A 25,239-nucleotide genomic window follows, 5' to 3' on the forward strand; every position below is an offset into this window, starting at 1 on the left:
CTTGCGCATCGCGTTCCACACACCGCTCAACCCGCTCGGGGACGATGGCGTCTCCGGCGACCGCCGCATGGCGCGCCAGCTCGTGGCGGGGCTCGAAAGCCTCGGCCATGTCGTCGAGCCAATCGGAGCGCCCAGGACTTATTTTCGCGAAGCCGATCCCGCCAGCTTCGCCAGCGCTTCAGCCGATGCCGCCCGACTGCGCGACGCCCTGCTCGCCGGTTATAGGGCGGGCAAGCCGCGGCCCGATCTCTGGTTCACCTATCACAACTACTACCGCTCGCCGGATTTCCTCGGCCCTGGGATCGCGACGGCGCTCGGCATCCCCTATGTCACCGCCGAATCCAGCGATTCGACCCGGCGTGCCAATGGCGAATGGGCCGCGCACTCGGCCGTCACCCGGCAGGCGCTCGCCACTGGCGATGTCCATTTCTACTTCACCGATCGCGACCGGCAGGGGCTCGAACCCTGGCGAAGCGAAGGAACCACCCTGCTCCCCCTCCCTCCCTTCGTCGCGATCGATCCCGAACCTCTCAGGCCAGCCGTTCCATCGCGCACGCCGCGCCTGATTACGGTCGCCATGATGCGCGACGGCGCCAAGCTGAAGAGCTATCTCACCCTTGCCCGCATCCTCGACCGCTGCCGCGGCGAGGACTGGACGCTGAGCATCATCGGCGACGGCCCTTGCCATGCCGAGATCGGCGCCGCCTTCGCGAACCTGCCCGCGGACCGCATCAGCTGGCGCGGCCAGCTCGACCGCGAGGCCACGCAGGCTGCGCTTGCCCGGCACGACATCTTCATCTGGCCGGGCATCGGCGAGGCCTATGGGCTGGTTTATCTCGAAGCCCAGGCTGCCGGCCTGCCGGTCGTCGCCTTCGACAGCGGCGGTGTTTCCGAGACGGTGCGGGCAGGCGAAACCGCCCTGCTCGTCCCGGAGCATGACGAAGCGGCCCTGGCCGCAGCGCTGACGACCCTCCTGCGCGACAAGGCATTGCGCGACAGCATGGGCGCGGCCGCCCGCCGCTTCATCCTCACAGAACGGACACCGGCACGCGCCGCCGAAAGACTGGCGGAAGGCCTCGCTTTGGCCATCCGGAACCGTCGCGCCAAGCTGAAATCGTCTCCCGGGAAAGCCACGCCATGACTGCCCCGCATTGGCAGGCGCTCACCCTCGAACTCGACCGCTGGAGCGCATCCAGCCGAACGGTCGGCCTCTGGCTGCGCGATGACGACGCTGTGGCGCCGAGCCCGGCGCTCGACCGTCTCTCGGATCTGGCCGAGCGCTTCGCGGCACCGGTCCTGCTCGCGGTCATTCCGTTGCTGGCCGAGCCCACACTGGCGACCGCGCTGCACGGCATGCCGCTGCTGCGGCCCTGCCAGCATGGCGCGGTCCACCACAATCACGCCCCTGCCGGCAGCAAGAAATCGGAATTCGGCGTGGAGCGCGCCGCGGCCGATGTCGACGCCGACATCGCGCGCGGCCGTCAGCGCCTGCACGATCTCCTCGGCGACGCCACCCTGCCGATCTTCGTGCCGCCCTGGAACCGCATCGCCCAGAGCCATGCAGCGCGTCTGGAAGCGCTCGGCTTCGCCGGCCTGTCCTGCTTCCGCGGCTATCGCCTTGGGGCCGACGGCGGGCCGCGTCTGCTCAATACCCATGTCGACATCATGGACTGGCATGGCGGCCGCATCGGCCGCTCGACGCCCGACATCCTCGGCGAGATCGTCGCCCTCCTGGCGGAAAGGCGACAAGGCGAGGCCGGCGACATCGAGCTCGGCCTGCTCCTGCACCATCGCGACCATGACGAAACGGCTTGGTCCGCCCTCTCCGATATCCTGGGCGCCGCTGTCGCCCACCCGGCGGTGCGCATGACCGATCCCTGCCGACTTATCGCACCGTCCGAACGCTCCCCGGACGGTGTTGCCGGCTTGCGATGACGTGATCGGCAGCCTGCGGATTATCGCGTCCGACGGTGCTCCGACGGGCTTGGATCGTCCCCGGCGACCAGTTATAATCGCTCCAGAGTTTTCAACTGCGTTCGTCCTCGCCAAGAGGTCGTCTGGCCTTTCCGGGGGGCGACGTTCCAATGCCTTCAAACGTCGTCGACCTCGCCGGCGCCGAGCGCGCGCCGCGTAGCCCGCATGCTCCGCGCGTCCTGATCTACAGCCACGACACGTTCGGGCTCGGCCATATCCGCCGCTGCCGCGCGATCGCCAACGCGCTGATCGCGAGCTTCCCGCATATCTCGGTGATCATCGTCTCCGGCTCGTCGGTGATCTCGAGCTTCCAGTTCGGCGATGGCGTCGACTATGTCCGCATTCCCGGCGTCGAGAAGCAGAGCGACGGCAGCTACGAGCCGCATCATCTCAATCTCGACCTCGACGACACCATTCGCCTGCGGGCCGACATCATCAAGCAGACCGTGCTCTCCTTCGATCCCGACGTCGTCATCGTCGACAAGGAGCCGGTCGGCCTGCGCGGTGAACTCAAGCCCTCGCTCGACATCCTGCGCCGGCGCGGCGCCCGCATCGTGCTTGGCCTGCGCGACGTGCTCGACGAACCCGCCGCGGTTCTGGAGGAATGGAGCCGCAACGGCGCGCTGGAAGCACTCGACACGGTCTATGACGACATCTTCGTCTACGGGCTCGACAACGTCTATCAGCCTCTGACCGGCCTGCCGGACCAGCACCGCTTCGCCGACAAGCTGCGCTACATGGGCTATCTCAAGCGCGCGGTGCCGAGCCCGATGCCGCCGAACCGCTATCCGCGCATCACCAAGCAGCCCTTCATCCTGGTCACGCCGGGCGGCGGCGGCGACGGCGCCGGTGTCATCGACTGGGTGATCTCCGCCTATGAGGCCGACCCGACGATCGAATTGCCCGCACTCATCGTCTTCGGCCCCTTCATGTCGCGCGAGAAGCGCAAGGAATTCGCCGAGCGCATCGCCCGCAATCCCAAGCTCGAAGGCCTCGGCTTCGAGCCGCGCCTCGAATTGCTGATGAACCGGGCCCACTGCGTCGTCGCCATGGGCGGCTACAACACGTTCTGCGAGATCCTCTCCTTCGACAAACCGGCGCTGATCGTGCCGCGCGTCCGGCCGCGCCTCGAACAGGCGATCCGCGCCGGCCGCGCCGACGAGCTCAAGCTGGTCGATGTCCTCTACGATCCCTCGCAGACCGGCGAGGGCGAGCGCGATCCCCGCGTGATGGCGGCAGCGCTCCATGCCCTGCCGCGCCGCCCGCCCCCGTCGCAGGCCTTCGTGCCAGACCTGCTCGACGGCCTGCCCTCGATCAGCCGCGCGCTCGCCGGCGATCTCTCGATGCCCGTCCGCGGCCGCGCGCTGGCGCAGACGGCTGCGACGAGCTGACCCACGGTTCAGGCCACGCCGGCCGCATCACGGCGCTGGCCAAGTCCCTCGCACCAGCCTAAGCGTTTCGCCATGACGTTTTCGAACACCCTCGTGTCCGTCGCGGTCGGCGCCGTCGCCGTCGTCCTGCTGCTCGGGCTGATCAACATGCTGCGCGGCGGCAGCGCCAATACCTCGCAGCGCCTAATGCGCCTGCGCGTCATCCTGCAGTTCGTCGCCATCGTGCTGATCGTCATCGTCTTGTGGTGGCGCAACGGCTGAGCGCCTGCGACACTGCGCGCAAGCCTTTGAAATCAAAGCAACACGCGACTTGCGCGGCTGTGGACGGAAGCCCCGATTGCCGGGCTTTGCCACATTCCGGACACGAGTATGTGTGCTTCACTAACGCCTCTTCACCCGCTCACCCTCGAAGGCCCATGGTTCGCGTCGCGTTGCCGCTTCTTGCCGTTTGCCTGGCCGCCTCTGCCGCTACCGCGCAGACCCGGTCCCTCTCCGGCAGTGTCTCCAGCTACGCTCCCGCCACCGAACCGCCCGCCCCTGCCTGGGAAGCCCGCGTCGGTGCCGGCCTCGCCAATCCCGGCGGCCGGGAGAGCGGCCTGCCGAACCTGAGCGCCGACCTGCTGTCGCCGCGCCTCATTCCCCTGAGCGACCGCATCGCCGCAGCCTTCATCCCGCGTTTCAACATGGGCGCGAGCGTCAATCTCAACGGCACGCGCTATGCCTATGCCGGCGCAACCTGGACCTTCGACGTGACGCGCGACGTCTTCGTCGAGGCGAGCTTCGGCGCCGCGCTGAACGACGGCAAGACCGGCCTGGTCATCCCGGAGAATCGCCTCGCGGTCGGCTGCAACACCGGCACGCGCGAGGCCGCCGCGCTCGGCTTCCGGCTCTCGGACCGCTGGAGCCTCGTCACCACGCTCGAGCATTTCAGCACTGTCGGTTGCTCCGACAAGCCCGGCACGGGCAATCGCGGCCCCGCCAATATCGGCGCGCGGCTCGGCTATACTTTCTGACGCCCAGCCTCGCCGGAAACGCGCTTCCGTCCGGCCCGGGCCGCGCTATAAGCGTGGCATGGTCAAGCTCAACCGCATCTACACGCGCACCGGCGACAACGGCACGACCGGGCTGACGAGCGGCCCGCGCCGTCCGAAATTCGACCTCCGCGTCGCCGCCTATGGCACCGTCGACGAGACCAATGCCTGCGTCGGCCTTTCTCGCCTCCATGCGGCAACGGAAGATGCTCTGATCGATGCCATGCTCGGCCGCATCAGCAACGACCTCTTCGATCTTGGCGCCGATCTCTCGACGCCCGAGACCGACAAGCCTCTCGCCTTCGAGCCCTTGCGCATCGTCCAGGCCCAGGTCGACCGGATCGAGGCCGAGATCGATGAGCTGAATGCCGATCTCGCCCCCTTGCGCTCCTTCGTGCTGCCCGGCGGCACGCCGGCCGCGACCCATCTCCATCTCGCCCGCACCGTCAGCCGCCGCGCCGAGCGCCTGATTACCGAGCTCGCGGCGACAGAGGGCGAAACGGTCGCCCCGCCAGCCCTCAAATACATCAACCGCCTCTCGGACTTCCTGTTCGTCGCCTCCCGCTACCTCAATGCCAAGGCAGCCGGCGACGTGCTCTGGGTGCCCGGCGGGAATCGCTGAGTTCAGCCATGTTCGTCCCCCTGCATGACGGCGTGCCGCTGCGCTTCATGCGAACGCCCTACATCACCTATGGGCTGATCGGCGCCAGCCTCGCCTTGCAGCTCGTGTTGCAGCTCTGGCCCGGCCAGGACGCGGAGCTGGCGATCATGGCCGGCTTCGGCATGATTCCCTCCGTGCTGTTCGGGACGGCGCAATTGCCGGAGGGCCTCGCCCATGTCCCGGCCTGGGCGACGCTGTTCAGCAATATCCTGCTGCACGCCAATGTCGCGCATCTCGTCGGGAACATGCTGTTCCTCTGGGTCTTCGGCGACAATGTCGAGGATGCGATGGGCCATGCTCGCTTCCTCGCCTTCTTCTTCCTCTGCGGGCTAGGCGGCTCGCTCTTCCATGCCGGCCTGTATCCGGATTCGCAGCAGCCGCTGATCGGCGCGTCGGGCGCCATCTCCGGCGTTATCGCCTCCTATCTGATGATCTATCCGCAGGTCCGGATCTGGGGCCTCGCCTTCAACTGGATTCCGATCCACATCCCGGCGCTCTATGCGCTCGGCGGCTGGATCGTGCTGCAGGCGGCTTCCGCGCTGCTCGGCGCCGACGGCAATGTCGGCTGGTGGGCCCATCTCGGCGGGCTGGCGACGGGCGCCGCGCTGACCCCGCTCTTCGTGCACCGCAGCATCGCCCTGTTCGGGCGCAAGCCCGCCCGTGGCTGAAGCCGCGCTGTTTTGCCCCCGAGTCGGGCCCGGACGGACGTTGACAAGCGCAAACGGGCGTCGCTACGGTCCCAGCGCATTCCAGCCGAGGGCCGCGATGCCGCTGTCCTGCCGTCAGGCACGGTGCGGCGCGAGGCTCATCTCTTCTGAACGGTGATCTGGCGATGAAGATCTTGGTGCCCGTCAAGCGGGTGGTTGATTACAACGTGAAGATCCGCGTGAAGGCGGACGGTTCCGGCGTCGAGCTCGCCAATGTGAAGATGTCGATGAATCCGTTCGACGAGATCGCGGTCGAAGAGGCGCTGCGCCTCAAGGAAGCCGGCAAGGCGACCGAGGTGGTCGTGGTCTCGATCGGCCCGGCTCAGGCAGCCGAGACGATCCGCACCGGCCTCGCCATGGGCGCCGATCGCGGCATCCTCGTGAAGGTCGACGGTATCGTCGAGCCGCTCGCCGTCGCCAAGCTCCTCAAGAAGGTCGTCGAGCAGGAAGGCCCCGGCCTCGTCATCCTCGGCAAGCAGGCGATCGACGACGACTGCAACCAGACCGGCCAGATGCTCGCCGCCCTCCTGGGCTGGCCGCAGGGCACGTTTGCTTCGAAGGTGGAGCTTGGCGCGGACAGCGTCGACGTCACCCGCGAGGTCGATGGCGGCCTGCAGACGGTTTCGCTCAAGCTCCCGGCGATCGTCACCACCGATCTGCGTCTCAACGAGCCGCGCTATGCCTCGCTGCCGAACATCATGAAGGCGAAGAAGAAGCCGCTTGACGAGACCTCCGCCGAGACCCTCGGTGTCGATGTCGCCCCGCGCCTCAAGGTGCTGAAGACGGTCGAGCCCGCCGGCCGCTCCGCCGGCGTCAAGGTGGCCAACGCCGCCGAACTCGTCTCCAAGCTCAAGACCGCCGGGGTGATCTGATGACCACGCTGCTGATCGCCGAACACGACAACGCCTCCGTCAAGGACGCCACCGCCAAGGCGCTGACCGCCGCCGCCAAGCTCGGCGGCCCCGTCCACATCCTCGTTGCCGGGCAGGGGGCGAAGGCCGCGGCCGATGCCGCCGCCAAGCTCGCCGGCGTCGAGAAGGTGCTGCTCGCCGATGACGCGGCTTACGGCCATGCCCTGGCCGAGCCGCTGGCCGCGCTGATCGTCAAGCTCGCGGACAACTACGACGCCATCGTCGCGCCCTCGACCACGACCGGCAAGAACGTGCTGCCGCGCGTCGCCGCCCTGCTCGACGTGATGCAGGTCTCGGATGTCAGCGCGATCGTCTCGCCCGACACCTTCGAGCGCCCGGTCTATGCCGGCAACGCCATCCAGACCGTGCAGTCGACCGACGCCAAGAAGCTCCTGACCATCCGCACCGCCTCCTTCGCGGCGGCGGGCGAAGGCGGCTCGGCCGCGGTCGAGAGCGTCTCGGCGGCCGAGAACCCCGGCAACTCGTCCTTCAAGGGCGAGGAGGTCGCAAAGTCGGACCGTCCGGAGCTGGCCTCGGCCAAGATCATCATCTCGGGCGGCCGCGCGCTCGCCTCCGCCGAGAATTTCGGCAAGGTGATCGAGCCCGTCGCCGACAAGCTCGGCGCCGCCATGGGCGCCTCGCGCGCCGCGGTCGATGCCGGCTATGCCCCCAACGACTGGCAGGTCGGCCAGACCGGCAAGGTCGTCGCCCCCGAGCTCTATATCGCCGTCGGCATCTCCGGCGCGATCCAGCATCTCGCCGGCATGAAGGACTCCAAGGTCATCGTCGCCATCAACAAGGACGAGGAAGCCCCGATCTTCCAGATCGCCGATTACGGCCTCGTCGGCGACCTCTTCACCATCCTGCCCGAGCTCGACGCCGAACTCGCCAAAGCCGGCAAGTAAGGCCGGCGCTACCGCTTCCGGGCCGCCTCAGGGCGGCCCGTTCCGCTCCTGCGGGAGCCTGAAAAGTTCATCCGGGATCAAACCATGTCGGACCACGCGATCAAGACGATCGGCATCATCGGGGCAGGCCAGATGGGCAACGGCATCGCCCATGTCGCGGCCGCCGCCGGCTTCGACATCCGGCTGCACGACATCGCCGAGGAGCGCATCAACGCCGCGCTCGCCACGATCGACGGCAACATGGCCCGCCAGGTCTCGAAGGGCGCGCTCGCGGACGAGGAACGCCGCGCCGCGATCGCCCGCATCCAGCCTGCCGTCGGCCTTGCTGATCTCGGTGCTTGCGATCTCGTCATCGAGGCCGCCACCGAGAACGAGGAGGTCAAGCGCAAGATCTTCACGGCAGTCTGTCCGCATCTGCGTCCGGACGCGATCCTCGCCTCCAACACCTCCTCGATCTCGATCACGCGCCTTGCGGCCGCGACCGATCGTCCCGAGCATTTCATCGGCATCCATTTCATGAACCCGGTCCCGCTGATGCAGCTCGTCGAGCTGATCCGCGGCATCGCCACCGATGACGGCACCTTCGAGCGCGCCAAGAACCTCGTCGGCAGCCTGCACAAGACCGTCTCGGTCTCCGAGGATTTCCCGGCCTTCATCGTCAACCGCATCCTGCTGCCGATGATCAACGAGGCCGTCTACACGCTCTATGAAGGCGTCGGCTCGGTCGAGGCGATCGACACCGCCATGCGGCTCGGCGCCAACCATCCGATGGGCCCGCTCCAGCTCGCCGACTTCATCGGCCTCGATACCTGCCTCTCGGTGATGCAGGTGCTCCATGACGGCCTGGCCGATTCGAAGTACCGCCCCTGCCCGCTGCTGGTGAAATATGTCGAGGCCGGCTGGCTCGGCCGCAAGACCAAGCGTGGCTTCTACGACTATCGCGGCGAGAAGCCCGTCCCGACCCGCTGACGCAACCGGCTGGTCGCTCGCAAGCTGGGAAAACCCGGCCGGGTTTCACCACAACCCACCGTTTCACCGCCGCGGACGAGGATGATCCTCGTCCGCGCGCAGATGCTTGCCGCAGTCGCAATAAGTTCCTTCACATTCCTGTCGTCTCGCGCTTACATTGATCCTTGAGCGGGATTCGTCCCGCTCGACGAAGCGGAGGTGCGACGGGTTTGACGGCGCATGTGATGCATCCGATGGCATCGCCGGACGGTTGTCCGGCTTTGGTGCTGAACGCCGATTTCCGGCCGCTCAGCTACTATCCCCTATCGCTGTGGAGCTGGCAGGACGCGATCAAGGCGGTCTTCATGGACCGCGTCAACATCGTCTCCGAATACGACACCGTCGTCCGCAGCCCGAGCTTCGACATGCGGCTGCCCTCGGTGGTCTCGCTCAAGAGCTATATCAAGCCCTCGCGCACACCGGCCTTCACCCGCTTCAACGTCTTCCTGCGCGACCGCTTCGCCTGCCAGTACTGCAATACGCGCGAGGAACTGACCTTCGACCACGTCATCCCGCGCTCCAAGGGCGGCCTGACCACCTGGGAGAACGTCGTCGCCGCCTGCTCGCCCTGCAACCTGCGCAAGGGCGACAAGATGCCCGCCGCGGTCGAGATGTTCCCGGCCCAGAAGCCCTATGCGCCGACGGTCAACGACCTTCACCGCAACGGCAAGCTCTTCCCGCCGAACTATCTCCACGAGAGCTGGCTGGACTATCTCTACTGGGATTCCGAGCTGGAGCCGTAAGGCTTACGCTGTCGCTTTTGTTGCGCACCCCATAAGAGCGCCATTTTCCCTATAAGAGCGTTCTATTCCACCCCAAAAGTTCGTAACCCGCTGGGCTTGAAACAGTCCCAGAGCTCCGTTTCTTACCGATAGGGTTGGGTTTATCCATGCGGAACCGACGCCGTCCGAAACGGCGCGTATGTCACTGGTTCGGCCGCCTCTGAGCACGGCGGGCATCGTCATAGACAGATCAACTCTGGAGAGAAGCATGTTCACCCACGTCATGATCGGCAGCAACAACCTGGAGCGGGCTCGTTCGTTCTACGACGCCACGTTCGTTGCATTGGGCGGCAAACCCGGCGAGATGGATGCCCGAGGCCGGCTGATCTAATCCCACGAGGGCGGCCGCCTCTTGATCACGACGCCAATCGACGGCAATCCCGCGACCGCAGCGAATGGTGGGACTATCGGTATCGGCGCCGCGAACCCTGACCACGTGCTGGCCTGGCATAAGGCCGGCATCCTACATGGTGGGAAGGCGATCGAGAGCCCGCCTAGCGAGCGCCCCAATGGAGCCTTCGTGGCCTACCTTCGCGACCCCGACGGTTACATGCTTACCTCACGCTCTCAGCCGACGAAGTGAAGGCTCCTTCTATCGCGAAGTTGCTCGACGGCCGCTTAATGAGCAGACAGCGCCGGCATGAAGACGCGCTCTGCTCAGATCGATCTCGAAGCCGAGCGCGTTCGTGCGATCGATCTCGTTTAGAATGTCGAGCTTGATCACCTCCATCGCGATGTTCTCTGCTTTTGCCGCGTTCCTCAATTCCCAGACCTGTGGCCAGATCTCGCAGCCGGCGACCACCTCATGGCCGCCGCGCGCAAGGCCAAACGCGACACCGCGGCCGAAGCTTGTGGCCGCCCCCGTCACGAGCACCCGTTTGCCCATGCCGACCTCCTCTTCTGATCTCAGGCGACGATGTCGCCACGCCTGATCGCGACCCGTATCGCCTGTGGCGTTGTGGCGACGCCGAGGCGCCTGCGGATTCGACGCAGATGGTTCTCGACCGTACGCTCAGACAGTCCGAGCGTCACCGCGATCTCACCCTGGCGCCGACCGGCGGCGACCCAGGCCAGGATTTCGCGCTCCCGGTCAGTGAGATCAGTGCCGGCCGTCTCGATGGGCGCGTCCAGAAGCCGGCGCGCCGCTGCAAAAGCGGCCCTGCCGACCAAAGTGAGCGCGATCCTCGCCAGCGGAGAAGCGTCGATCCGCTCGCCGCCGAGGCTGATCGCACCTTCGAGACCGAGCGGGCCGAAGACGGGGATCTGCAACCCGTGAACGCCCCCTCCTCGTGGCACGCGCACGACACGGTACAGTTCCTCGCTCCCCTTCGTCGTCTTCGTCCAGAAGAATGCTTCCTGGACATCAACGATATGCCGGTTCACCGGGCAGCGATGGATATAGGTCTCGGCATCGACGGCTCCCCCGTCACTGAACCAGTCCCCTTCGACCCAGTAGATCCGCTCGATCACCTCGTCGCTGGCAGCCGAGGCTGAGAACAGGACGAAACGATCATAGCCCAACGGTTCGGCGAATGAGCGTAGCGCCGTCTTGACGACGGATACGTCGTCCGCCGCTTCGAGTGTCGCCACGATGCCGATCGCCATCTCGTTCGGCATGGCCGTCACCGCGGGGCGAGCTCTTTCAGCATCGTCGCGGCAGCGAGCTTGCCGAGCGCGTTGCCGGCGAGCGGGCTGTCGCCCGTTAGCAACTTGCGATCCTGATGCACAGCGCCGGAAATGTCCTTGTTGATGATCTCGAAGCCGAGCTGCTGGAGTTTTTCGCCGAACTTCCAGGTCAGATGGCCCGGCATGTAGCCGATGTCGGGCGTCTTGGCGTCGAGCGCATCCGGGAAGGCGCAGATCTTGTAGCCGCGATAGATGTCGCTGTCGCCGACAGCCAGAAAGGCTGCGGGTCCGTGGCACAGCGAGATTACGAACCGATCCGCCGCAGCCGCCCATTCGAGCACGGCCTTCACATCGTCACTCTCCGGCAGGCCGATCAGGGCGCCATGGCCGCCTGGAATGAAGATGGCGGCGTATTCGTCCAGCCCCCCGGCGACGAGATCTGCGAGTTTCAGCGGCTGCTTGAACTGCGCGCGGTATTTGCCGAAGAAGCCCTTCACCTCCTCGTCCTCGGACGGCATCGCCCAGAACTCGAACTTGACGGGATTGCCAGAAACGGTCGCCACGTCGAAGGCGAAGCCGGCCTTGTCGAGATGGAACATTGGCAGCAGCGTCTCGACGGGGTGGTTTCCGGTCGAGAAGAACGTGCCGTTGTCGGTGAGAAGATAGCGCTCGTCGGCGCCGATCATCAGGATCTTCTGCTTGCCCATGTAGGGTGTGGGATAATCAGCGCCGCTCAGATCCGAGCGCGGCCTCGTGAACTGGCTCAGCGAATAGGCGGAGGGAAAGAAGGCGTTGTCCTCCGCCGGATCGGTTTGCGGACGTTTGTCTTCGGATTGCGCATCGGCCATGGCCGCCTCCATTGAACGTTTCGAAGCCAGAAGGTTAAGCTCGACCCGATGATCCACAATGAGGGATTTCCCTCAACAAGGCGTACATCGGGTCTAGCCCCGGCGAAGCTCACGGATTCAAAGATGGGCTTTCTCGGTTGCGCCAATCAAAGCCCAGTCGCATGGGGAAGAGCGCCAACTGCTGACGTTAAGCACCCGCCCACAACCGGACCTTCATCGTGATGCGATCTGGCTGCAGCGTCACCTGCGATCGGCATTCAAAGCCGAGGTGAACTCGCGTGCGAGGTTGATAAATTCCTTGAACGCCGCGGATGGGTTCTTCCGGCCTGGGTAGTACAAGCACAGCGGCGCCACAGGCTTAATCCAGTCTTCAAGAACGCGGACCAGGCGGTCAGCCGCGAGGTCTTCACGCACGTCCGATTCCATGAATAGGCCCAGGCCGAACCCGCGCAGGACGGCGGTCCGCGAAAGGCTGGCCTCGTCGAGAGTGATGGGTCCCTTGACGTCCACCTGGACCGGCTGGCCGTCTTTCTCGAAATGCCATTTGTAGATGCCGCCATTGGGCAGCCGGATGCGGATGCAGGTGTGGTTAAGCAGATCGAGAGGCACGCGCGGCTGGCCGTGCTTCTCAAGATATGCCGGCGAGGCCACGACGACGTAGGATCGTGCCTGACCGATCGGAACAGCGATCATGTCGCTTGGCACGAAATCCGCGCTTCTGACGCCGAGATCAAAGCCGTCGGCCACCACATCGAGCAAGCGCCCCTCGGTCACGAGGTCGATGTGAACCTGCGGATATCGGCGCAGATATTCAAAGACCAGCGGCTCCAGGATTTCGCGGGCAGCAGTCGGGAACGCGTTGATCCTGATCGTCCCGGACGGCACCTCCTGTTGCGACATGGCGCTGTCCATGGCGCTGTGGATATCGACCAACGCGGGACCAATCTGCTCGACGAAGTTTCGTCCGGCATCCGTCAGCGAGACACTCCGGGTCGTCCGATTGAACAAACGGACGCCGAGCTGCTTTTCGAACTTCGCGATGAGATTGCTTAGCGCCGTCGTAGAGATCTGCAGCTCCACAGCCGCTGCCCGGAACGACTTCCGGCGCGCGACCGCCATGACGGCGTCCAGCTCGATGAGGTTATGGCCGATCATTGTCCCGGATTTCGCAACGTTTCATCCCAATTTATCCCGATTATCAACCCCGTTGTCCATCGCTAAGTTGATGTCCGCGGAAGCAACCGCGCAGGCAAGATCTGAATAGATCAGCCAGCGGTCAAATCGACCGACTTCAACACACGAGGATGGTAACAATGTCCCTTGAACTTCCCGCACCAATCGCTCGGTACTTCACTGCCGATCTCGACCCCAATCCCCAGGTAATGGCCGATTGCTTTTCTGTCACCGCTACTGTTCGTGATGAGAACCACGTCCACACAGGTCGGGACGAGATCCGTCAGTGGAAAGTGGACTACTCGAAGAAGTTCACCGCGACGTCGACACCGATTGCGATCGAACGTGAGCGCGGCCGCACCGTCGTGACGTGCCATGTCGGGGGCAACTTCCCGGGCAGCCCGATCGACCTGCGCTATTTCTTCCGCCTGGAAGGCGACGAGATCGGCGAACTGGAGATCACCCTGTGAACCCGTTCATCAGCTTCGAAGGCAAGCGGGCGCTTGTGACGTCCGGCACGCGTGGCGCGGGCGCCGCGACCGTCAAGCTCTTCCGCGAACTGGGCGCCAAGGTTCTGACCAACGCCAGGACGAAACCGAAAGACATGCCCGCCGAGATGTTCGTGGGCGCCGATCTCACAACGCCGGAGGGCTGTGCGCAGCTGGCCGATGCGGTTCGGGAGCGTTTGGGCGGCGTCGACATCATCGTGCACATGCTGGGCGGCTCTTCGGCGCCGGCGGGTGGGTATGAGGCGCTCACCGACGAGGAGTGGCGCAAGGAGCTCGACCTGAACCTGATGCCAGCCACGCGTCTCGATCGCGCGCTGGTGCCGGCGATGACGGCGCAGGGCAGCGGCGTCGTTATCCACGTCACGTCGATCCAGCGCGTCATGTCACTGCCGGAATCGACGATCGGGTATGCCGCGGCGAAGGCCGCGCTCGCTTCTTATAGCAAGAGCCTTTCGAAGCTGGTTTCGCCCAAAGGGGTTCGGGTCGTGAGTGTCTCGCCAGGGTGGATCGCCACGGAGGGCTCCATCGCTTTTGCGGAGCGCCTTTCCGGGGACCATGGCGTCGATATCGATACTGCCAAGAAGATGATCATGACTGCGCTCGGAGGCATTCCAATCGGCCGGCCGGCCGATCCCGAGGAAGTCGCAAGCTTGATCGCCTTCGTCGCCTCGGACCGAGCGGGGAGCATCACCGGAGCCGAATACGTCATCGATGGCGGGACCGTGCCGACGGTCTAGGCCGCCTCGGCTCTCGCCGTTAGCCTTTGGGGTCGGGGTCCATTCTCGACTCTCCTACGCCTAGGGCACCCGTATGGGCGTAGATCGCGTCGCGAAGTTGCCGGATCAACTGGTTGAGCTTCCCGAGCTGCCCAACCGTCTGTCCGGATGCTTCGAGCAGATTTGCGTTCAGGCAGCCGGCACGAAAGCGAAGAGCGTCGCCTTCCGGGGTGAGCGCGATGATGACCTGGCGCTCGTTCTCGGGATTGCGGGTGCGACGCAGTAGGCCCGCGGCTTCCATTCTCTTGAGCAGCGGCGTCAGCGTGCTGGACTCCAAGGCAAGCTGCTGAGCGATGCCGCCGACCGTCTGGGCGTCGTCGCGCCAGAGGACGTTGAGAACGAGATACTGCGGATAGGTTAGCCCCAGGCCATCGAGCAACGGCTTATAGGCCCGCTGGATCGCGATCTCGGCGGAGTAGATCGAGAAGCAAAGTTGGTCCTCCAGCGGCACTGGTGGAGCGGTGGTGGCGTCGGTCATCGGCAGGCCTTTCACTGCGGCTCACGGAACCGTGATCTCGAAAATATATATCGCAACAAATGTCTGATTGACAAGGATGGCAGTAACCGGCATGTCTGTTATCGCAATAACAGTTAGCGCGATACTCAATCGAAGGAGCACTGTCATGAACAAGTCCATCCGCAACACCCTTCTCGCCGCAGCCGCCATCGGCACCATGTCGCAGGCCGCTCTCGCCCAGCCTGCGAACACGGCGCAGCCTGCCAGGAATGTCGTTCTGGTTCACGGCGCTTTCGCCGACGGATCGGGATGGCGGGGCGTCTATGACCTGCTGACGGCTCGCGGCTATCGCGTGACGATCGTCCAGAACCCGCTGACCTCGCTCGAAGACGACGTCGCGGCCACTAAGCGGGCGCTCGACCGGCAGGACGGCCCGACGATCCTCGTCGGTCATTCCTGGGGCGGCACCGTCATCACCGAAGCTGGCGTTGATCCGAAGGTCACCGGGCTCGTCTATGTGTCGGCATTGTCTCCGGATGCTGGCGAGACTACGGCCCAGCAGTACGAGGGCTTCGCCCCGGCGACCGAGTTCGTCCTCGACAAGGCGCAGGACGGCTTCGCCTTCGTCGACCACGCCAAGTTCAAGGCCGGCTTCGCCCACGATGTCTCCGACGCGGACGTCGCCTTCATGCGGGACTCGCAGGTGCCGATCAACCTGTCGGCCTTCGGCACCAGGCTGAAGAACGCCGCCTGGCGCACCAAGCCGAGCTGGGCCGTGATCGCCAGCGAGGACAAGGCCTTCGATCAGGCGATGCTCGATCACATGGCCAAGCGCATCGGCGCCAAGGTCACGAAGGTCTCGGCCAGTCATGCCCTCTTCATGACCCAGCCCAAGGTCGTGGCCGATGTGATCGACCAGGCCGCTCGCCAGGCAGCGTCCGCCGCGAAGTGAGAGGCCAGCCACGTATCGCGGTCCTCGCAACGGCCAAGCGACCAACTAGAAAGATCGAACCATGACTGACACCTCAGCCCCCGGCGATGCCGGGGGCTTCGAAAGACGCGCGCGCGAAAACCAGGCGGCGCGCAAAGCCAACCTCAAGACCACCTACGACTTCATCGTCTGCGGCGCCGGTTCGTCGGGATCGGTGGTTGCGCGCCGGTTGGCCGAGAACCCGGCTTGTTCCGTCCTTCTGATCGAGGCCGGGCCCGACGACGAAGCGGAATCCGTGCTGGACCCCGCTCTGTGGCCCACCAATCTCGGCACGGATCGCGACTGGGGTTTCCAGGCCGAGCCGAATCCGCACCTCGACGGTCGGGCCCTCTCGATGTCGATGGGCAAGGGCCTCGGCGGCGGCTCCAGCGTGAACGTCATGGTCTGGGCACGCGGCCACCGCAGCGACTGGGATCATTTTGCAGCGGAGAGTGGTGACGCCGGCTGGAATTACGCCTCGGTTGTCGACATCTATCGTCGCATCGAGAACTGGCAGGGTCGGCCGGATCCGAAATACCGCGGCACGACCGGGCCGCTCTGGGTGCAGCCCGCCAAGGATCCGAGCCCGATCGCCGGCGCGCTGCTGGATGCCGCCGAAGGTCTCGGCATTCCCCGCTTCGATCATCCCAACGGTGAGATGATGGAAGGCGTTGGCGGGGTTGCCTACGCCGACATGCTGGTCCGAGAGGGGCGGCGACATTCCTTGTATCGGGCCTTTGTCCGGCCGATCGCCGATCGACCCAACTTAACGATCCTCACCGAGACGGTCGTCCGGCGGGTACTGTTCGACGGACGCCGCGCGACAGGTGTCGAGATCGAACGGGGCGGCTCAATCTTGGCGATCAAGGCAGGGACCGAGGTCGTGATCTCAACGGGTGCGATCAATACGCCAAAGCTTCTCATGCTGTCCGGGGTCGGCGATCGCGACGAGCTTGCACGCCTTGGCATTCCCGTGATCCAGCACCTTCCCGGGGTTGGCCGTAATCTGCAAGATCACGTCTCATTCGGCTGTACGTGGGAATACCGCGAGCCGATTCCGCCGCGCAACAGCGGCAGCGAGGCAACCCTCTATTGGAAAAGCCGATCGGACCTGACGGAGCCAGATCTGCTCTTCTGTCAGGTGGAGTTCCCGGTTCCGAGCGAGAGGACGGGACTTCTAGGGGTGCCTAACCACGGCTGGACGATGTTCGCAGGGCTTGCCCAGCCCCATAGTCGTGGTCGGATACGCCTCAAGTCTGCCGATCCGAGCGAGAGGCCTGTCGTCGACGCCAACATGCTGTCGGATCCGCGCGACCTGGAAGCGGCTCGGGCATGTGTAAAGCTTTGCCGCGAGATCGGCAGCAGCGACGCATTTAAGCCGTTCGTCAGCGCCGAACGTATCCCTGGAACCGGTCGTCAGGTCGACGATGCCTTCATCCGAGATGCTGCGGTGACCTACTGGCATCAGAGCGGCACCGCGAAAATGGGCTCGGATGACATGTCGGTGGTCGATGCCAAGCTCGCGGTGCATGGGATCGCCGGCCTGCGGGTCGCCGATGGCTCGGTGCTGCCGCGTGTCACGACCGGCAACACCCAGGCTCCTTGCGCCATCGTTGGCGAGCGAGCTGCCGATCTCATGCGACGGCAGTACCGGCTGTAAGCGAGGCCTTCTGTCCCAAACATGCTGAAGCGTGTTGTCCGCGCTTCAGCAATCAATGGATGGCGGTGAGGTGCATATCCATACTCAACACATGAAATACGGAGACAATTATGTCCGACCAAACCAGTTTTGCTGTTGTGAAGCACTTTTACGACAGCTTCGTGCGCGGCGACATCGACGCTGTGCTTGCGACCCTGAGTAATGACCTAGACTGGCGTGAATCAGAGAATTTCCTGCTTGGGGATCGCAATCCCTACCGGACGCGCGCGGCGGTCGTGGACGGCGTGTTCAACCGGATCGCCAAGGAGTTTCAGGATTATCAGGCCGGGCCGACCGAGCTGATCGACGGCGGCGACGTCATCGTGGCCGTTGGCCGATCGAAAGGCGTCATGGCCGCAACCGGAAAGCCGTTCGACGCGCAATACATGCACATCCTCCGGGTCGCTGACGGCAAGATCGTAAGCTTCCATCAACTGATCGACACGCTCGAAGTATGGCGGTCGCAACAGATCGACTAAGCGCACCCGAGAGGCGGCAGCGCAGGTCTGCGACGATCGTCGATCTCGCTCTCGCCTCCCATCATTCAGGCACGCCGCACTTGCGCCATGGCCGACCGGGCCGCCGCAGCGAACGCCTCCCAACAAGACCCGCCCGATACTGCGCCCCGCGGCGTCCAGCGGTCTGCTGGGCTCTATCCAGGCCACCGGCGAAGGCAGAGCCAGGCCTCCCGGCATCCCGAACGACAAACAGATCGACTCCCTGTCGAAAACAAAAGGAAATTCCGATGACGCTCACAGGCAAGAAGGCGCTCGTCACCGGCGGTAGCCGGGGCATCGGCGCTGCGATCGCAAAGACGCTGGCGGCCGAAGGCGCTTCCGTTGCGATCACGTACGAAAAGTCCAAGGACCAGGCTGACGCCGTGGTGTCCGAAATCAAGGCTCTCGGGGGCTTCGCCGTGGCCATCCAGGCCGACAGCGCCAACGTCGAGGCGATTCAGACCTCGGTCGACAAGGCGGCCGAAGAACTCGGAGGGCTCGACATCCTTGTCAACAATGCCGGGATCATCCGGATGAACGATCTCGCCGACATCTCCATCGAGGATGTCCAAGCTCTTCTCGACGTCAACGTGCGCTGGCCAATCCTGACGAGCAAGGTTGCGCTGGCCCACCTGAACGAGGGTGGAAGCATCATCACGATCGGCAGCTTCTTCGCCGATCGCGTGCCGTATGGCGGGCTGAGCGTCTACGCGGCCACGAAGTCGGCGCTGACCGCGTTCAACCAGGGGCTAGCCCGCGAACTCGGCCCCAGGGGCATAACCGCGAACATCATCCAGCCAGGTTCGATCGACACCGATATGAACCCGGCTCACGGTCCCTTTGGCGATCCGATGCGCCAGCTTACCGCTACCGGCCGCTTCGGCGAGGGCGTCGAGATTGGGCATGCCGTCGCCTTTCTGGCCAGCGACAAGGCTCGATATGTCACCGGCACGACACTGACGATAGACGGCGGCGCCAACGCCTGATCGGGATCGAGCGCTCGCTGCCGACTGTCGACTAAACCTCGGCGAGACCCGAGGTCTGCGTCATCGCTGCGACCGAGAGAGCCGCATTCCGCGCAACCGAGACGAGACGTTCCGTCGACCAGCCCTGGCGAGCGTGTGCGGACAATCCCTGCATGATGGACGCGACCAAGTCGCTGAGCGGCTCCGCCAGATCCGGTCGCGACCTGGCGACGAGATCGCGCACGCGCAGGCGGCCGCCCTCGGCGATCTCCGCTGCGGCGGCCGCGGCTCCGGCGTCGCTGCAGTTCCGGGTCGCGTTGAGAACCAGGCAGCCCTTCGTCGCGGCGTCCCGGCTGTAGGCCTCGGCGCGCGCGACGAGATACTTTTCGATCGGCGTCGCGACAGCGTCGTTCTCGACCATGAACGCGTCGATTGACGGCGTAGCGTCGCTGTAGCGGCTCAGGATCATCTCGAAGAATTGCGCCTTGTTCCCGAACGCGGCGTAGAAACTCGGCGCAGCGATGCCGATCGCAGAGGTTAGGTCCGACAGGGACACGCCGTCGTAGCCCCGCTCGTGAAACAGCTTCTGCCCCACGTCGAGCGCGTTTTCCAAGTCGAACAACCGGGGCCGCCCTGGCCGACTCGATTCTTTATCTCTCACTACAAAATATCCCTTGCCGTGCGCTGCGCTACATATATATAGCGCGTGCTAAATTATTCAAATCGGGAACTCGATCCATAGTCGCAGGACGGTGCGCCGCGCCAACTAAGGCGAAGCTTCGGTGTCCTGACCAGTCTGGGAACCACCATGGAAATTCAATCTCTGACGCGGCGTTCCGCGGCCGTTCTTGTGGCCGTCTGTCTCGCCTCCGCGTCGATGCCGCTCGCCTTCACGGGACCGACCATCGCCCTGCCGGCCATAGGCGCGGCGCTCGGCGGATCACCGGTCTCGATCAGCTGGGCGACAAACGCCTATCTGTTGACCTTCGGCAGCCTCCTTCTGGCGGCCGGGGCGTTCGCGGACCGATATGGTCGCAAGCGGGTGTTCGCCATCGCGACGGGCGCATTCGCTCTTCTGTCGCTGATGCTAGCGTTCGCCCCCGACATGACCAACTTCAACCTGATCCGTGCGGCTCAGGGCGTCATGGCCGCCGCCGCCATGTCGGCCGGGATGGCCGTTCTGGCCCAGGAATTTCAAGGCCCTAGACAGCTGCGGGCGTTCAGTTTCGTCGGAATGAGCTTCGGGGTCGGCCTCTCGGTCGCGCCGATCGCATCGGGTTATGTGTTCGAGCTATTCGGGTGGCGAAGCATCTTCGCACTGGTGGTCGCCTTCGATGTCGCCGCCTTCCTCATCGGCATCGTCTTCATGGCGGAGTCGCGGGATCCCGAGGCAACGACGATCGACTGGCCGGGAAGCGTGAGCTTCACGGTCGCGCTCGCAACCCTGACGACGGCGATCCTTGAGGGTCCGGGCCGCGGATGGTCCGACCCGCTGGTCGTCGCCCTCTTCGGAGCGGCGGCTGCCCTCCTGGGCGCGTTCGTCGTGATCGAACGTCGCGTCTCTCGCCCGATGCTGGACCTCGATCTGTTCCGATACCGGCAGTTCGTGGGTGTCCAGCTTCTTGCGGCCGCCCCCGCCTACGGCTTCGTCGTGCTTCTGATCCTGCTTCCGATCCGGCTTGTAGGGATCGACGGCATGTCCGCTCCGGAAGCCGGCCAGACCATGCTCACCATGTCGGCGCCCTTGCTTGTGCTACCGCTGCTGGCGGGTTCGCTGACCCGCTGGCTGTCGCCGGCGACGCTTTGCGGCCTCGGCCTTATTGTGACCAGCGTCGGCGTATTCTGGCTTGGCCTGGTCCCGATCGGCGCTGGCGCCGCCGAGCTCGTCCCCCCCCTTCTCGTCATCGGCCTTGGCATAAGCTTTCCGTGGGGCCTGATGGACGGGCTCGCGGTCAGTGTCGTGCCCAAGGAGCGCGCCGGCATGGCCGCAGGCATCTTCGGAACCGTCCGCGTCGCCGGCGAAGGCGTCGCCTTGGCGCTCACCACGGCGCTGCTGAGCGGCCTGGCGCAGGCCCGGGTCTCACCGCTGATCGCCCAGCCCGAGGCCTCATCGTTGATCGCTGAGCGGCTCGCGACCGGGGACTTCAGAGGCGCCGCGGCGCTCGCCCCCGAGGTCTCGCGGCCTGCGCTGCTTGCAAGTTACGGTCACGCGTTCAGCGCGCTCACGCTGTGCCTCGCCGCCGTCACCCTCATCACGGCGCTGGTTGTGTTCCTCTCGCTGCGGCCACCGGCGGCCCACAAGGCCTGAGCGCCTCACGGTCAATCGGCTCCCATCTGCATTGCGGGGACGAGCGCGCCTTTCGTGAAGCGGATTATCAGAGCGAGTTCGGCTGGCACGGCGTGACGACCGACAGGATTGAGCGCAGCTCAACCTGATTGTCGTTGCCCGCCACCACATGTCCTTCGGAGAGAATCGGCAGAAGGTCCGGCCGAACATCCGGGAGTGTGGTGTCGCCGGCCAGACATCAGTTTTGGCGGCGTGGGTGTATCCACTGCGCGGACATCGAATTGAATGCCGCAAGGCCAACGCCTGCGAGCAGTGAACCGCCTTGTCCGGCGACGGGTTTCGTGCCGACCTATATGCTACCTTCTTTGAAAAGGTGAGAAGCGCCACTTCCGGACATCGAGTGTCGGCCCGCAAGCAGACATTCGGGTGGGCTTCGGCGAATTACTCCCACTGATGCCGGTCTCAAAGACGTTCTACTTCTTCTTCAGATCCATCGCCGCGGACATCCGGGAGGACGCGCTCTCGCAGGCCGACATTGAGATGACACGGGCTCACGGTAGGTGCCAAACTAACTCCAGCCGCAAGCATGTCAGGAATCGCTGTGAACGTTCCCGCCGTAGGACGCTTCGTCTTCAGGCGCGCCGAGCTCTGGGCTGACGGCGTGATCCATGTCCTTGGCGTCGCCCTTGGGTTGGCTGCCGTCGCGACGTTGATCGTCCAGGTCGCGAACAGCGCCCCGCTATTCGACCTGCTGACCGTTTCGATCTATGGCGCAGCGCTGCTCGCCGTTCTGATCGTCTCGGCCACCTACAACATGTGGCCGATATCACCGCGAAAATGGTTCATCAGGCGGTTCGACCATTCGGCGATCTACGTGCTGATCGCCGGCACCTACACCCCGTTCCTGATAAAGCTGAGCGCCAGCATTTTTGCCCAGGTTCTGCTCGTCATCGTGTGGCTCGCGGCCGCTGCCGGCGTTGCGATCAAAGTGGCTTTGCCCGGCCGGTTCGACCGGCTGTCGATTGCGCTCTATCTCCTGATCGGCTGGAGCGGGCTCCTGATCTGGGAAAGTGTCAGCCTCCTGCCCGCGATGACCCTCTGGCTGATCGTCGCAGGCGGCATCCTCTATTCGATCGGCGTCATCTTCCATATCTGGGAAAGCCTGCCGTTCCAGAATGCGATCTGGCACGGCTTCGTTCTGGTGGCTTCCGGCTGCTTCTATGGGGCCGTGTTTCGGGCGTATGCGATAGCGCCGGCTGCGTGAGCTGTGGTCGTCACGGACAGCCGGCGGCCCTCATCCCGATATCTCTCCGACGATCTGGTGAAGCTCTTCGCGCGCGCCGGCAAGGCTCGTGCCTCCAATGGGCAGGCTCCACGAAAGGCCGCATCGCCTTCAGGCAACGGCAGATTGTCGGTATCGCTCGATGGCCCGCCGCGCCAGGTCATCTTCATCTTCCGCGATCGCCACCAGCGCAGCCACGATATAGGCCAGCCTGGTTCGCTCTCGCTCATCGAACGCATCAGGAATGGTCGATCTGACTTCGTTCCACGCGGCCTCCAGGGCTGCCTGCGCCCGGGCGAGGTCAACCGGATCACTCAACGACGAGAATGGCATGCTCCTTCCTCCGAGGGGGTTCTTTCGCCGGGGATTTTATGAAGGCGGAGCTCGCCGGCAATAAGGCGGCCCGCGCGGGAAACCGAGGTATCAGGTGAGATGCGTTCGATCAGGGGATCGATCTATCGTTCGTTGAACGCGGTTGTGATCGTCAGAATGGAAATAATTGCTCCTTGCCTTGCAAGATTATCCTGCGCGCACCATTTTAAGGCAGTCTCGAAACGCATCGGGATATTACTTCAGAGCATTTGCGCGAAGCGCCCCGATCTGGGCCAAACGGAGCCCAGCCATGACAAATATTTCCGGGCACTGGTTCATTTATCGCGTTTGGGCCGCAGACCGCTATCTGGTTTGGATCGCACATGGTGGCCTCATCGCCGCGTTCGCACTGGTCTTTGCACTCGTGTTGAAATGATGCCTCCCATGGAACCGCACCTGGAAAAGGCTCGGCTTGCAGCCACTTGCTATGCTCCGGCGCCGGAGGCGTCGGCACTGACCTATGGAATGACCGGCATGGCGCTCTTCAGCGTCGGCATGTGGGGAGCGGGCAAGTTTTATGACGTGCCTCCGGTCCCCCACTTATCGTTGATTGTTGTTGGCTCGCTGATCGCGTTTCCCGTTGGCATCTGGCTACGAAAGAAGCGGAAGCGACGCCATGTCGATGCCTATCAGGCTGAGCTGATGCGTGTTGGCGCAGGGCACAGGTCATGAGCCTCGACTTTCCCAACTCGATCCGGCGTTACGAACCCGGCCGCGGCTGCGTGAGCTTCTGGGGTTCTGAAGCATCGCTGGAAGTCATGTTCCAGATCGAGCTCGATGTTCTGCGGACTTTAAGCCCCGCCGTCATCGACGGAAGCGAGGGGTCGTTCCTGGTCGCATTCGACCTCAATCGCTCAGCCATATTGCGGGCCGCTCGCTCCGCCTATCTGAAGAAGCGCGGGGGCTATCATCGGCTCTCGGCCGACGACTTCCGCTAGCAAGGGCCGGAGCTTTCGGCCGCGTGTAAAGGACTGGCGAGGACAGTGGATAGGCTTCGGCCGGTCTCACGTGGCGGCCTCGCGTTTGTCCAGCCATCGTCAATCGCAGGAGCGCGACATCATGAGCGAACGGCGAGAGCTATATCGCAATCCCGCCGGCGACTGCTGGTTTCTGGGGCGGGAGCCGACGAGCGGTGCAGCCTTCGTGATCCATCAACCGAACGGTCCGGGGGGCGGCCAGCTGTCGCATATCGAGTTGGGAGCCTTCCTCGTCTCCGGAAAGTCGGACCGTCCCGAGCAACAGGCCTTGCTCCGCCTCATCGGGACGCTCGTGGATGTGCCTCCTTACGCAAATAGGGCCTGACGGCGTACCGGCTCCCGCCGTCAACCAAGCTTCGGCTATTATGCTGTCGCCTTCATCGAGATCAGCTTCTGCAGCTTTTCCTCGTACCCGAAACGTGACTTGCGATGTCCGGCGAAAGGGCGCTCGATTCAGCTACAGTTGTCTCCATAACGCTTCTGGAAATGACCGTCGCGGCGCCTGTCGCATCGCCAAGCGGAGACACAAACCATGCTCAACGGAACCGGGTCGGTCACTTTACGCAGTGGCCGGAGGCTGCACGCCAAATATCAGTTTGGCACGCATCAGGAGCATCATTGGGTCGGATATCTGATCTGCGACACGGAAACTGCCGATCCGAGCGAGTTCTCCTACAAGATCCTCCTTCAATGCGAAGGTGGCATAGCGATCGAACTTGCCGTTACCAACTGGACGGATCGCTACATGGCAGTCGTGGGGCGCCCGTTGCCGGAGTTTAATCAAGTCGCTTGAACGAAACGCGCAGCGCGCTCCCGCTGGATGTGGCCTCGCAGGGACCTCAAACGGCCACAATGATCGACCAATAATAAATGATCGACGGAGTCGCTTAGCTGGCATCGCGAAATCGCGGTTTGCCCGACTTCTTTTTCTTTCGACATCGCTCGCCGCTTTGCGGCATCCGCTGCCGGCATAGTGCCGGCCGTTTGACGCGTCGCGTGGCCGAGCCGCGCGCTATGGGATTCACATGAACAAAACCATCGACAAGAACAAAAAAGAACACGGTATCAGCAAGGCAGCGCCGGCACCTTTGTCTCCGCGCCCTGCACCGATCTGCAAACCCGTTTCCGGCGGTCTCTCGCGCGCTGAATTGCGTGAGATCGTCGCTGAGATCCTGGGTTGAGGGGAGAAGAACAATGAATCTGAATCATCGCGAACGACGCCCTCAGAATCGGGGTGGCCGGGTTGAGGCACCGCGAACGCCCGACCTTCAGGCAAGATACGAGCGAACGCTCACCCTCGCACGCGGGTCGGAAATGATCGGCGACACAGTTGAAGCCGAGCGCTTCTATCAGCAGGCCGATCACTATCGCCGCCTGTTGAACAACCAAGCCGCTTAGCGGGAGTCAGGCCTGCTCCGGCTGACGATCGAC

The 25,239-nt window shown here is 64.3% G+C and carries 33 protein-coding genes and 1 pseudogene; 27 read left to right on the forward strand and 7 right to left on the reverse strand.

What is annotated here, in order from left to right:
* Window position 1: 1 nt before the first annotated feature.
* From AC3WMA_RS10210 to AC3WMA_RS10265, 12 genes and pseudogenes are all read left to right on the forward strand, one after another.
* The gene (locus tag AC3WMA_RS10210; RefSeq protein ID WP_492285258.1) at window positions 2–1,141 is read left to right on the forward strand and encodes a glycosyltransferase family 4 protein; all 1,140 of its coding nucleotides are present in this window, start codon (window positions 2–4) and stop codon (window positions 1,139–1,141) included.
* Window positions 1,138–1,935, forward strand: coding sequence for a polysaccharide deacetylase family protein (locus AC3WMA_RS10215; protein ID WP_492285259.1), 798 nt, complete (start codon window positions 1,138–1,140; stop codon window positions 1,933–1,935). The genes AC3WMA_RS10210 and AC3WMA_RS10215 overlap by 4 nt, the downstream gene beginning before the upstream one ends.
* A gap of 149 nt (window positions 1,936–2,084) precedes the next feature.
* Window positions 2,085–3,365, forward strand: a complete 1,281-nt coding sequence (locus AC3WMA_RS10220) for a glycosyltransferase family protein (RefSeq protein ID WP_492285260.1) — start codon at window positions 2,085–2,087, stop codon at window positions 3,363–3,365.
* A 72-nt stretch (window positions 3,366–3,437) separates the two neighbouring features.
* Entirely contained in the window at window positions 3,438–3,626 is a 189-nt protein-coding gene (locus tag AC3WMA_RS10225; protein ID WP_047578113.1) for a twin transmembrane helix small protein, read from the forward strand.
* Between the two features lie 155 nt (window positions 3,627–3,781).
* Window positions 3,782–4,378 (forward strand): acyloxyacyl hydrolase, encoded by a 597-nt coding sequence (locus tag AC3WMA_RS10230; protein WP_492285261.1) that lies wholly within the window; start codon window positions 3,782–3,784, stop codon window positions 4,376–4,378.
* A gap of 58 nt (window positions 4,379–4,436) precedes the next feature.
* The gene (locus tag AC3WMA_RS10235; RefSeq protein WP_492285262.1) at window positions 4,437–5,018 is read left to right on the forward strand and encodes a cob(I)yrinic acid a,c-diamide adenosyltransferase; all 582 of its coding nucleotides are present in this window, start codon (window positions 4,437–4,439) and stop codon (window positions 5,016–5,018) included.
* Between the two features lie 8 nt (window positions 5,019–5,026).
* Window positions 5,027–5,725, forward strand: coding sequence for a rhomboid family intramembrane serine protease (locus AC3WMA_RS10240; protein ID WP_492285263.1), 699 nt, complete (start codon window positions 5,027–5,029; stop codon window positions 5,723–5,725).
* 164 nt (window positions 5,726–5,889) lie between these two features.
* Window positions 5,890–6,636, forward strand: coding sequence for an electron transfer flavoprotein subunit beta/FixA family protein (locus AC3WMA_RS10245; protein WP_492285264.1), 747 nt, complete (start codon window positions 5,890–5,892; stop codon window positions 6,634–6,636).
* Window positions 6,636–7,580 carry an electron transfer flavoprotein subunit alpha/FixB family protein gene (locus AC3WMA_RS10250; RefSeq protein ID WP_492285265.1) on the forward strand — a complete coding sequence of 315 codons (945 nt, stop codon included), beginning with the start codon at window positions 6,636–6,638 and terminating at the stop codon, window positions 7,578–7,580. Before AC3WMA_RS10245 ends, AC3WMA_RS10250 begins: the two co-directional genes overlap by 1 nt.
* An 84-nt stretch (window positions 7,581–7,664) precedes the next feature.
* Window positions 7,665–8,549 carry a 3-hydroxybutyryl-CoA dehydrogenase gene (locus AC3WMA_RS10255; protein ID WP_492285266.1) on the forward strand — a complete coding sequence of 295 codons (885 nt, stop codon included), beginning with the start codon at window positions 7,665–7,667 and terminating at the stop codon, window positions 8,547–8,549.
* Between the two features lie 224 nt (window positions 8,550–8,773).
* Window positions 8,774–9,331: an HNH endonuclease gene (locus tag AC3WMA_RS10260; protein WP_173044100.1), complete on the forward strand. Its 558-nt coding sequence runs from the start codon at window positions 8,774–8,776 to the stop codon at window positions 9,329–9,331.
* A 247-nt stretch (window positions 9,332–9,578) separates the two neighbouring features.
* Window positions 9,579–9,953, forward strand: a pseudogene (locus AC3WMA_RS10265) (VOC family protein).
* Window positions 9,954–9,962: 9 nt separating this feature from the next.
* Here AC3WMA_RS10265 and AC3WMA_RS10270 read toward each other — a convergent pair.
* From AC3WMA_RS10270 to AC3WMA_RS10285, 4 genes are all read right to left on the reverse strand, one after another.
* The gene (locus AC3WMA_RS10270) at window positions 9,963–10,256 is read right to left on the reverse strand and encodes a hypothetical protein (protein ID WP_492285267.1); all 294 of its coding nucleotides are present in this window, start codon (window positions 10,254–10,256) and stop codon (window positions 9,963–9,965) included.
* Window positions 10,257–10,276: 20 nt separating this feature from the next.
* Window positions 10,277–10,975 carry a PA1136 family autoinducer-binding transcriptional regulator gene (locus tag AC3WMA_RS10275; RefSeq protein WP_492285268.1) on the reverse strand — a complete coding sequence of 233 codons (699 nt, stop codon included), beginning with the start codon at window positions 10,973–10,975 and terminating at the stop codon, window positions 10,277–10,279.
* 17 nt (window positions 10,976–10,992) lie between these two features.
* Window positions 10,993–11,844 carry a glyoxalase III HchA gene (gene hchA, locus AC3WMA_RS10280; protein ID WP_492285269.1) on the reverse strand — a complete coding sequence of 284 codons (852 nt, stop codon included), beginning with the start codon at window positions 11,842–11,844 and terminating at the stop codon, window positions 10,993–10,995.
* A gap of 240 nt (window positions 11,845–12,084) precedes the next feature.
* Complete coding sequence (locus AC3WMA_RS10285; protein WP_492285270.1) at window positions 12,085–12,999, reverse strand: LysR family transcriptional regulator; 915 nt, start codon at window positions 12,997–12,999, stop codon at window positions 12,085–12,087.
* A 158-nt stretch (window positions 13,000–13,157) separates the two neighbouring features.
* On the opposite strand from AC3WMA_RS10285, the gene AC3WMA_RS10290 reads away from it, so the two are divergent.
* Both AC3WMA_RS10290 and AC3WMA_RS10295 read left to right on the forward strand, forming a co-directional pair.
* The gene (locus tag AC3WMA_RS10290; protein WP_492285271.1) at window positions 13,158–13,487 is read left to right on the forward strand and encodes a nuclear transport factor 2 family protein; all 330 of its coding nucleotides are present in this window, start codon (window positions 13,158–13,160) and stop codon (window positions 13,485–13,487) included.
* On the forward strand, window positions 13,484–14,263 hold the full coding sequence (locus AC3WMA_RS10295) for an SDR family oxidoreductase (protein WP_492285272.1): 780 nt from the start codon (window positions 13,484–13,486) through the stop codon (window positions 14,261–14,263). Before AC3WMA_RS10290 ends, AC3WMA_RS10295 begins: the two co-directional genes overlap by 4 nt.
* Window positions 14,264–14,282: 19 nt before the next feature.
* Here the strand turns inward: AC3WMA_RS10295 and AC3WMA_RS10300 are convergent, their stop codons facing one another.
* Window positions 14,283–14,780, reverse strand: coding sequence for a MarR family winged helix-turn-helix transcriptional regulator (locus AC3WMA_RS10300; protein WP_492285273.1), 498 nt, complete (start codon window positions 14,778–14,780; stop codon window positions 14,283–14,285).
* A gap of 145 nt (window positions 14,781–14,925) precedes the next feature.
* Here AC3WMA_RS10300 and AC3WMA_RS10305 point away from each other — a divergent pair, with 145 nt between their 5' ends.
* The 4 genes from AC3WMA_RS10305 to AC3WMA_RS10320 all read left to right on the forward strand — a co-directional run bounded on the left by AC3WMA_RS10305 (window position 14,926) and on the right by AC3WMA_RS10320 (window position 18,911).
* On the forward strand, window positions 14,926–15,711 hold the full coding sequence (locus AC3WMA_RS10305; RefSeq protein ID WP_492285274.1) for an alpha/beta fold hydrolase: 786 nt from the start codon (window positions 14,926–14,928) through the stop codon (window positions 15,709–15,711).
* 61 nt (window positions 15,712–15,772) lie between these two features.
* Entirely contained in the window at window positions 15,773–17,389 is a 1,617-nt protein-coding gene (locus tag AC3WMA_RS10310) for a GMC family oxidoreductase (protein ID WP_492285275.1), read from the forward strand.
* A 110-nt stretch (window positions 17,390–17,499) separates the two neighbouring features.
* The gene (locus tag AC3WMA_RS10315) at window positions 17,500–17,907 is read left to right on the forward strand and encodes a nuclear transport factor 2 family protein (RefSeq protein WP_492285276.1); all 408 of its coding nucleotides are present in this window, start codon (window positions 17,500–17,502) and stop codon (window positions 17,905–17,907) included.
* Between the two features lie 266 nt (window positions 17,908–18,173).
* Window positions 18,174–18,911, forward strand: a complete 738-nt coding sequence (locus tag AC3WMA_RS10320) for an SDR family NAD(P)-dependent oxidoreductase (RefSeq protein ID WP_492285277.1) — start codon at window positions 18,174–18,176, stop codon at window positions 18,909–18,911.
* A gap of 31 nt (window positions 18,912–18,942) precedes the next feature.
* Here the strand turns inward: AC3WMA_RS10320 and AC3WMA_RS10325 are convergent, their stop codons facing one another.
* Window positions 18,943–19,512, reverse strand: coding sequence for a TetR/AcrR family transcriptional regulator (locus tag AC3WMA_RS10325; protein WP_492285278.1), 570 nt, complete (start codon window positions 19,510–19,512; stop codon window positions 18,943–18,945).
* Between the two features lie 186 nt (window positions 19,513–19,698).
* Between AC3WMA_RS10325 and AC3WMA_RS10330 the strand changes: the two genes are divergently transcribed.
* Both AC3WMA_RS10330 and trhA read left to right on the forward strand, forming a co-directional pair.
* The gene (locus tag AC3WMA_RS10330) at window positions 19,699–21,198 is read left to right on the forward strand and encodes an MFS transporter (protein WP_492285279.1); all 1,500 of its coding nucleotides are present in this window, start codon (window positions 19,699–19,701) and stop codon (window positions 21,196–21,198) included.
* 574 nt (window positions 21,199–21,772) lie between these two features.
* Entirely contained in the window at window positions 21,773–22,441 is a 669-nt protein-coding gene (gene trhA / locus AC3WMA_RS10335) for a PAQR family membrane homeostasis protein TrhA (protein WP_492286088.1), read from the forward strand.
* A gap of 129 nt (window positions 22,442–22,570) precedes the next feature.
* On the opposite strand, the gene AC3WMA_RS10340 is transcribed toward trhA, so the two are convergent.
* Window positions 22,571–22,792, reverse strand: a complete 222-nt coding sequence (locus AC3WMA_RS10340; RefSeq protein WP_297255746.1) for a hypothetical protein — start codon at window positions 22,790–22,792, stop codon at window positions 22,571–22,573.
* A gap of 289 nt (window positions 22,793–23,081) precedes the next feature.
* Between AC3WMA_RS10340 and AC3WMA_RS10345 the strand changes: the two genes are divergently transcribed.
* The 7 genes from AC3WMA_RS10345 to AC3WMA_RS10375 all read left to right on the forward strand — a co-directional run bounded on the left by AC3WMA_RS10345 (window position 23,082) and on the right by AC3WMA_RS10375 (window position 25,206).
* The gene (locus AC3WMA_RS10345; RefSeq protein ID WP_282568778.1) at window positions 23,082–23,207 is read left to right on the forward strand and encodes a hypothetical protein; all 126 of its coding nucleotides are present in this window, start codon (window positions 23,082–23,084) and stop codon (window positions 23,205–23,207) included.
* An 8-nt stretch (window positions 23,208–23,215) separates the two neighbouring features.
* Window positions 23,216–23,503 carry a hypothetical protein gene (locus AC3WMA_RS10350; protein WP_492285280.1) on the forward strand — a complete coding sequence of 96 codons (288 nt, stop codon included), beginning with the start codon at window positions 23,216–23,218 and terminating at the stop codon, window positions 23,501–23,503.
* Complete coding sequence (locus tag AC3WMA_RS10355) at window positions 23,500–23,769, forward strand: DUF1488 family protein (RefSeq protein ID WP_492285281.1); 270 nt, start codon at window positions 23,500–23,502, stop codon at window positions 23,767–23,769. Before AC3WMA_RS10350 ends, AC3WMA_RS10355 begins: the two co-directional genes overlap by 4 nt.
* Window positions 23,770–23,890: 121 nt before the next feature.
* Window positions 23,891–24,133 (forward strand): hypothetical protein, encoded by a 243-nt coding sequence (locus AC3WMA_RS10360; protein WP_492285282.1) that lies wholly within the window; start codon window positions 23,891–23,893, stop codon window positions 24,131–24,133.
* Window positions 24,134–24,340: 207 nt separating this feature from the next.
* A complete protein-coding gene (locus AC3WMA_RS10365) occupies window positions 24,341–24,601 on the forward strand; it encodes a hypothetical protein (protein ID WP_055730730.1) in 261 nt (86 codons plus the stop codon).
* Between the two features lie 232 nt (window positions 24,602–24,833).
* The gene (locus tag AC3WMA_RS10370; RefSeq protein ID WP_492285283.1) at window positions 24,834–24,989 is read left to right on the forward strand and encodes a hypothetical protein; all 156 of its coding nucleotides are present in this window, start codon (window positions 24,834–24,836) and stop codon (window positions 24,987–24,989) included.
* A gap of 13 nt (window positions 24,990–25,002) precedes the next feature.
* On the forward strand, window positions 25,003–25,206 hold the full coding sequence (locus AC3WMA_RS10375) for a DUF4167 domain-containing protein (RefSeq protein WP_492285284.1): 204 nt from the start codon (window positions 25,003–25,005) through the stop codon (window positions 25,204–25,206).
* The last annotated feature ends 33 nt before the right edge of the window (window positions 25,207–25,239 follow it).

The sequence above is a fragment of the Allobosea sp. FW305-C-101 genome (assembly GCF_058783685.1).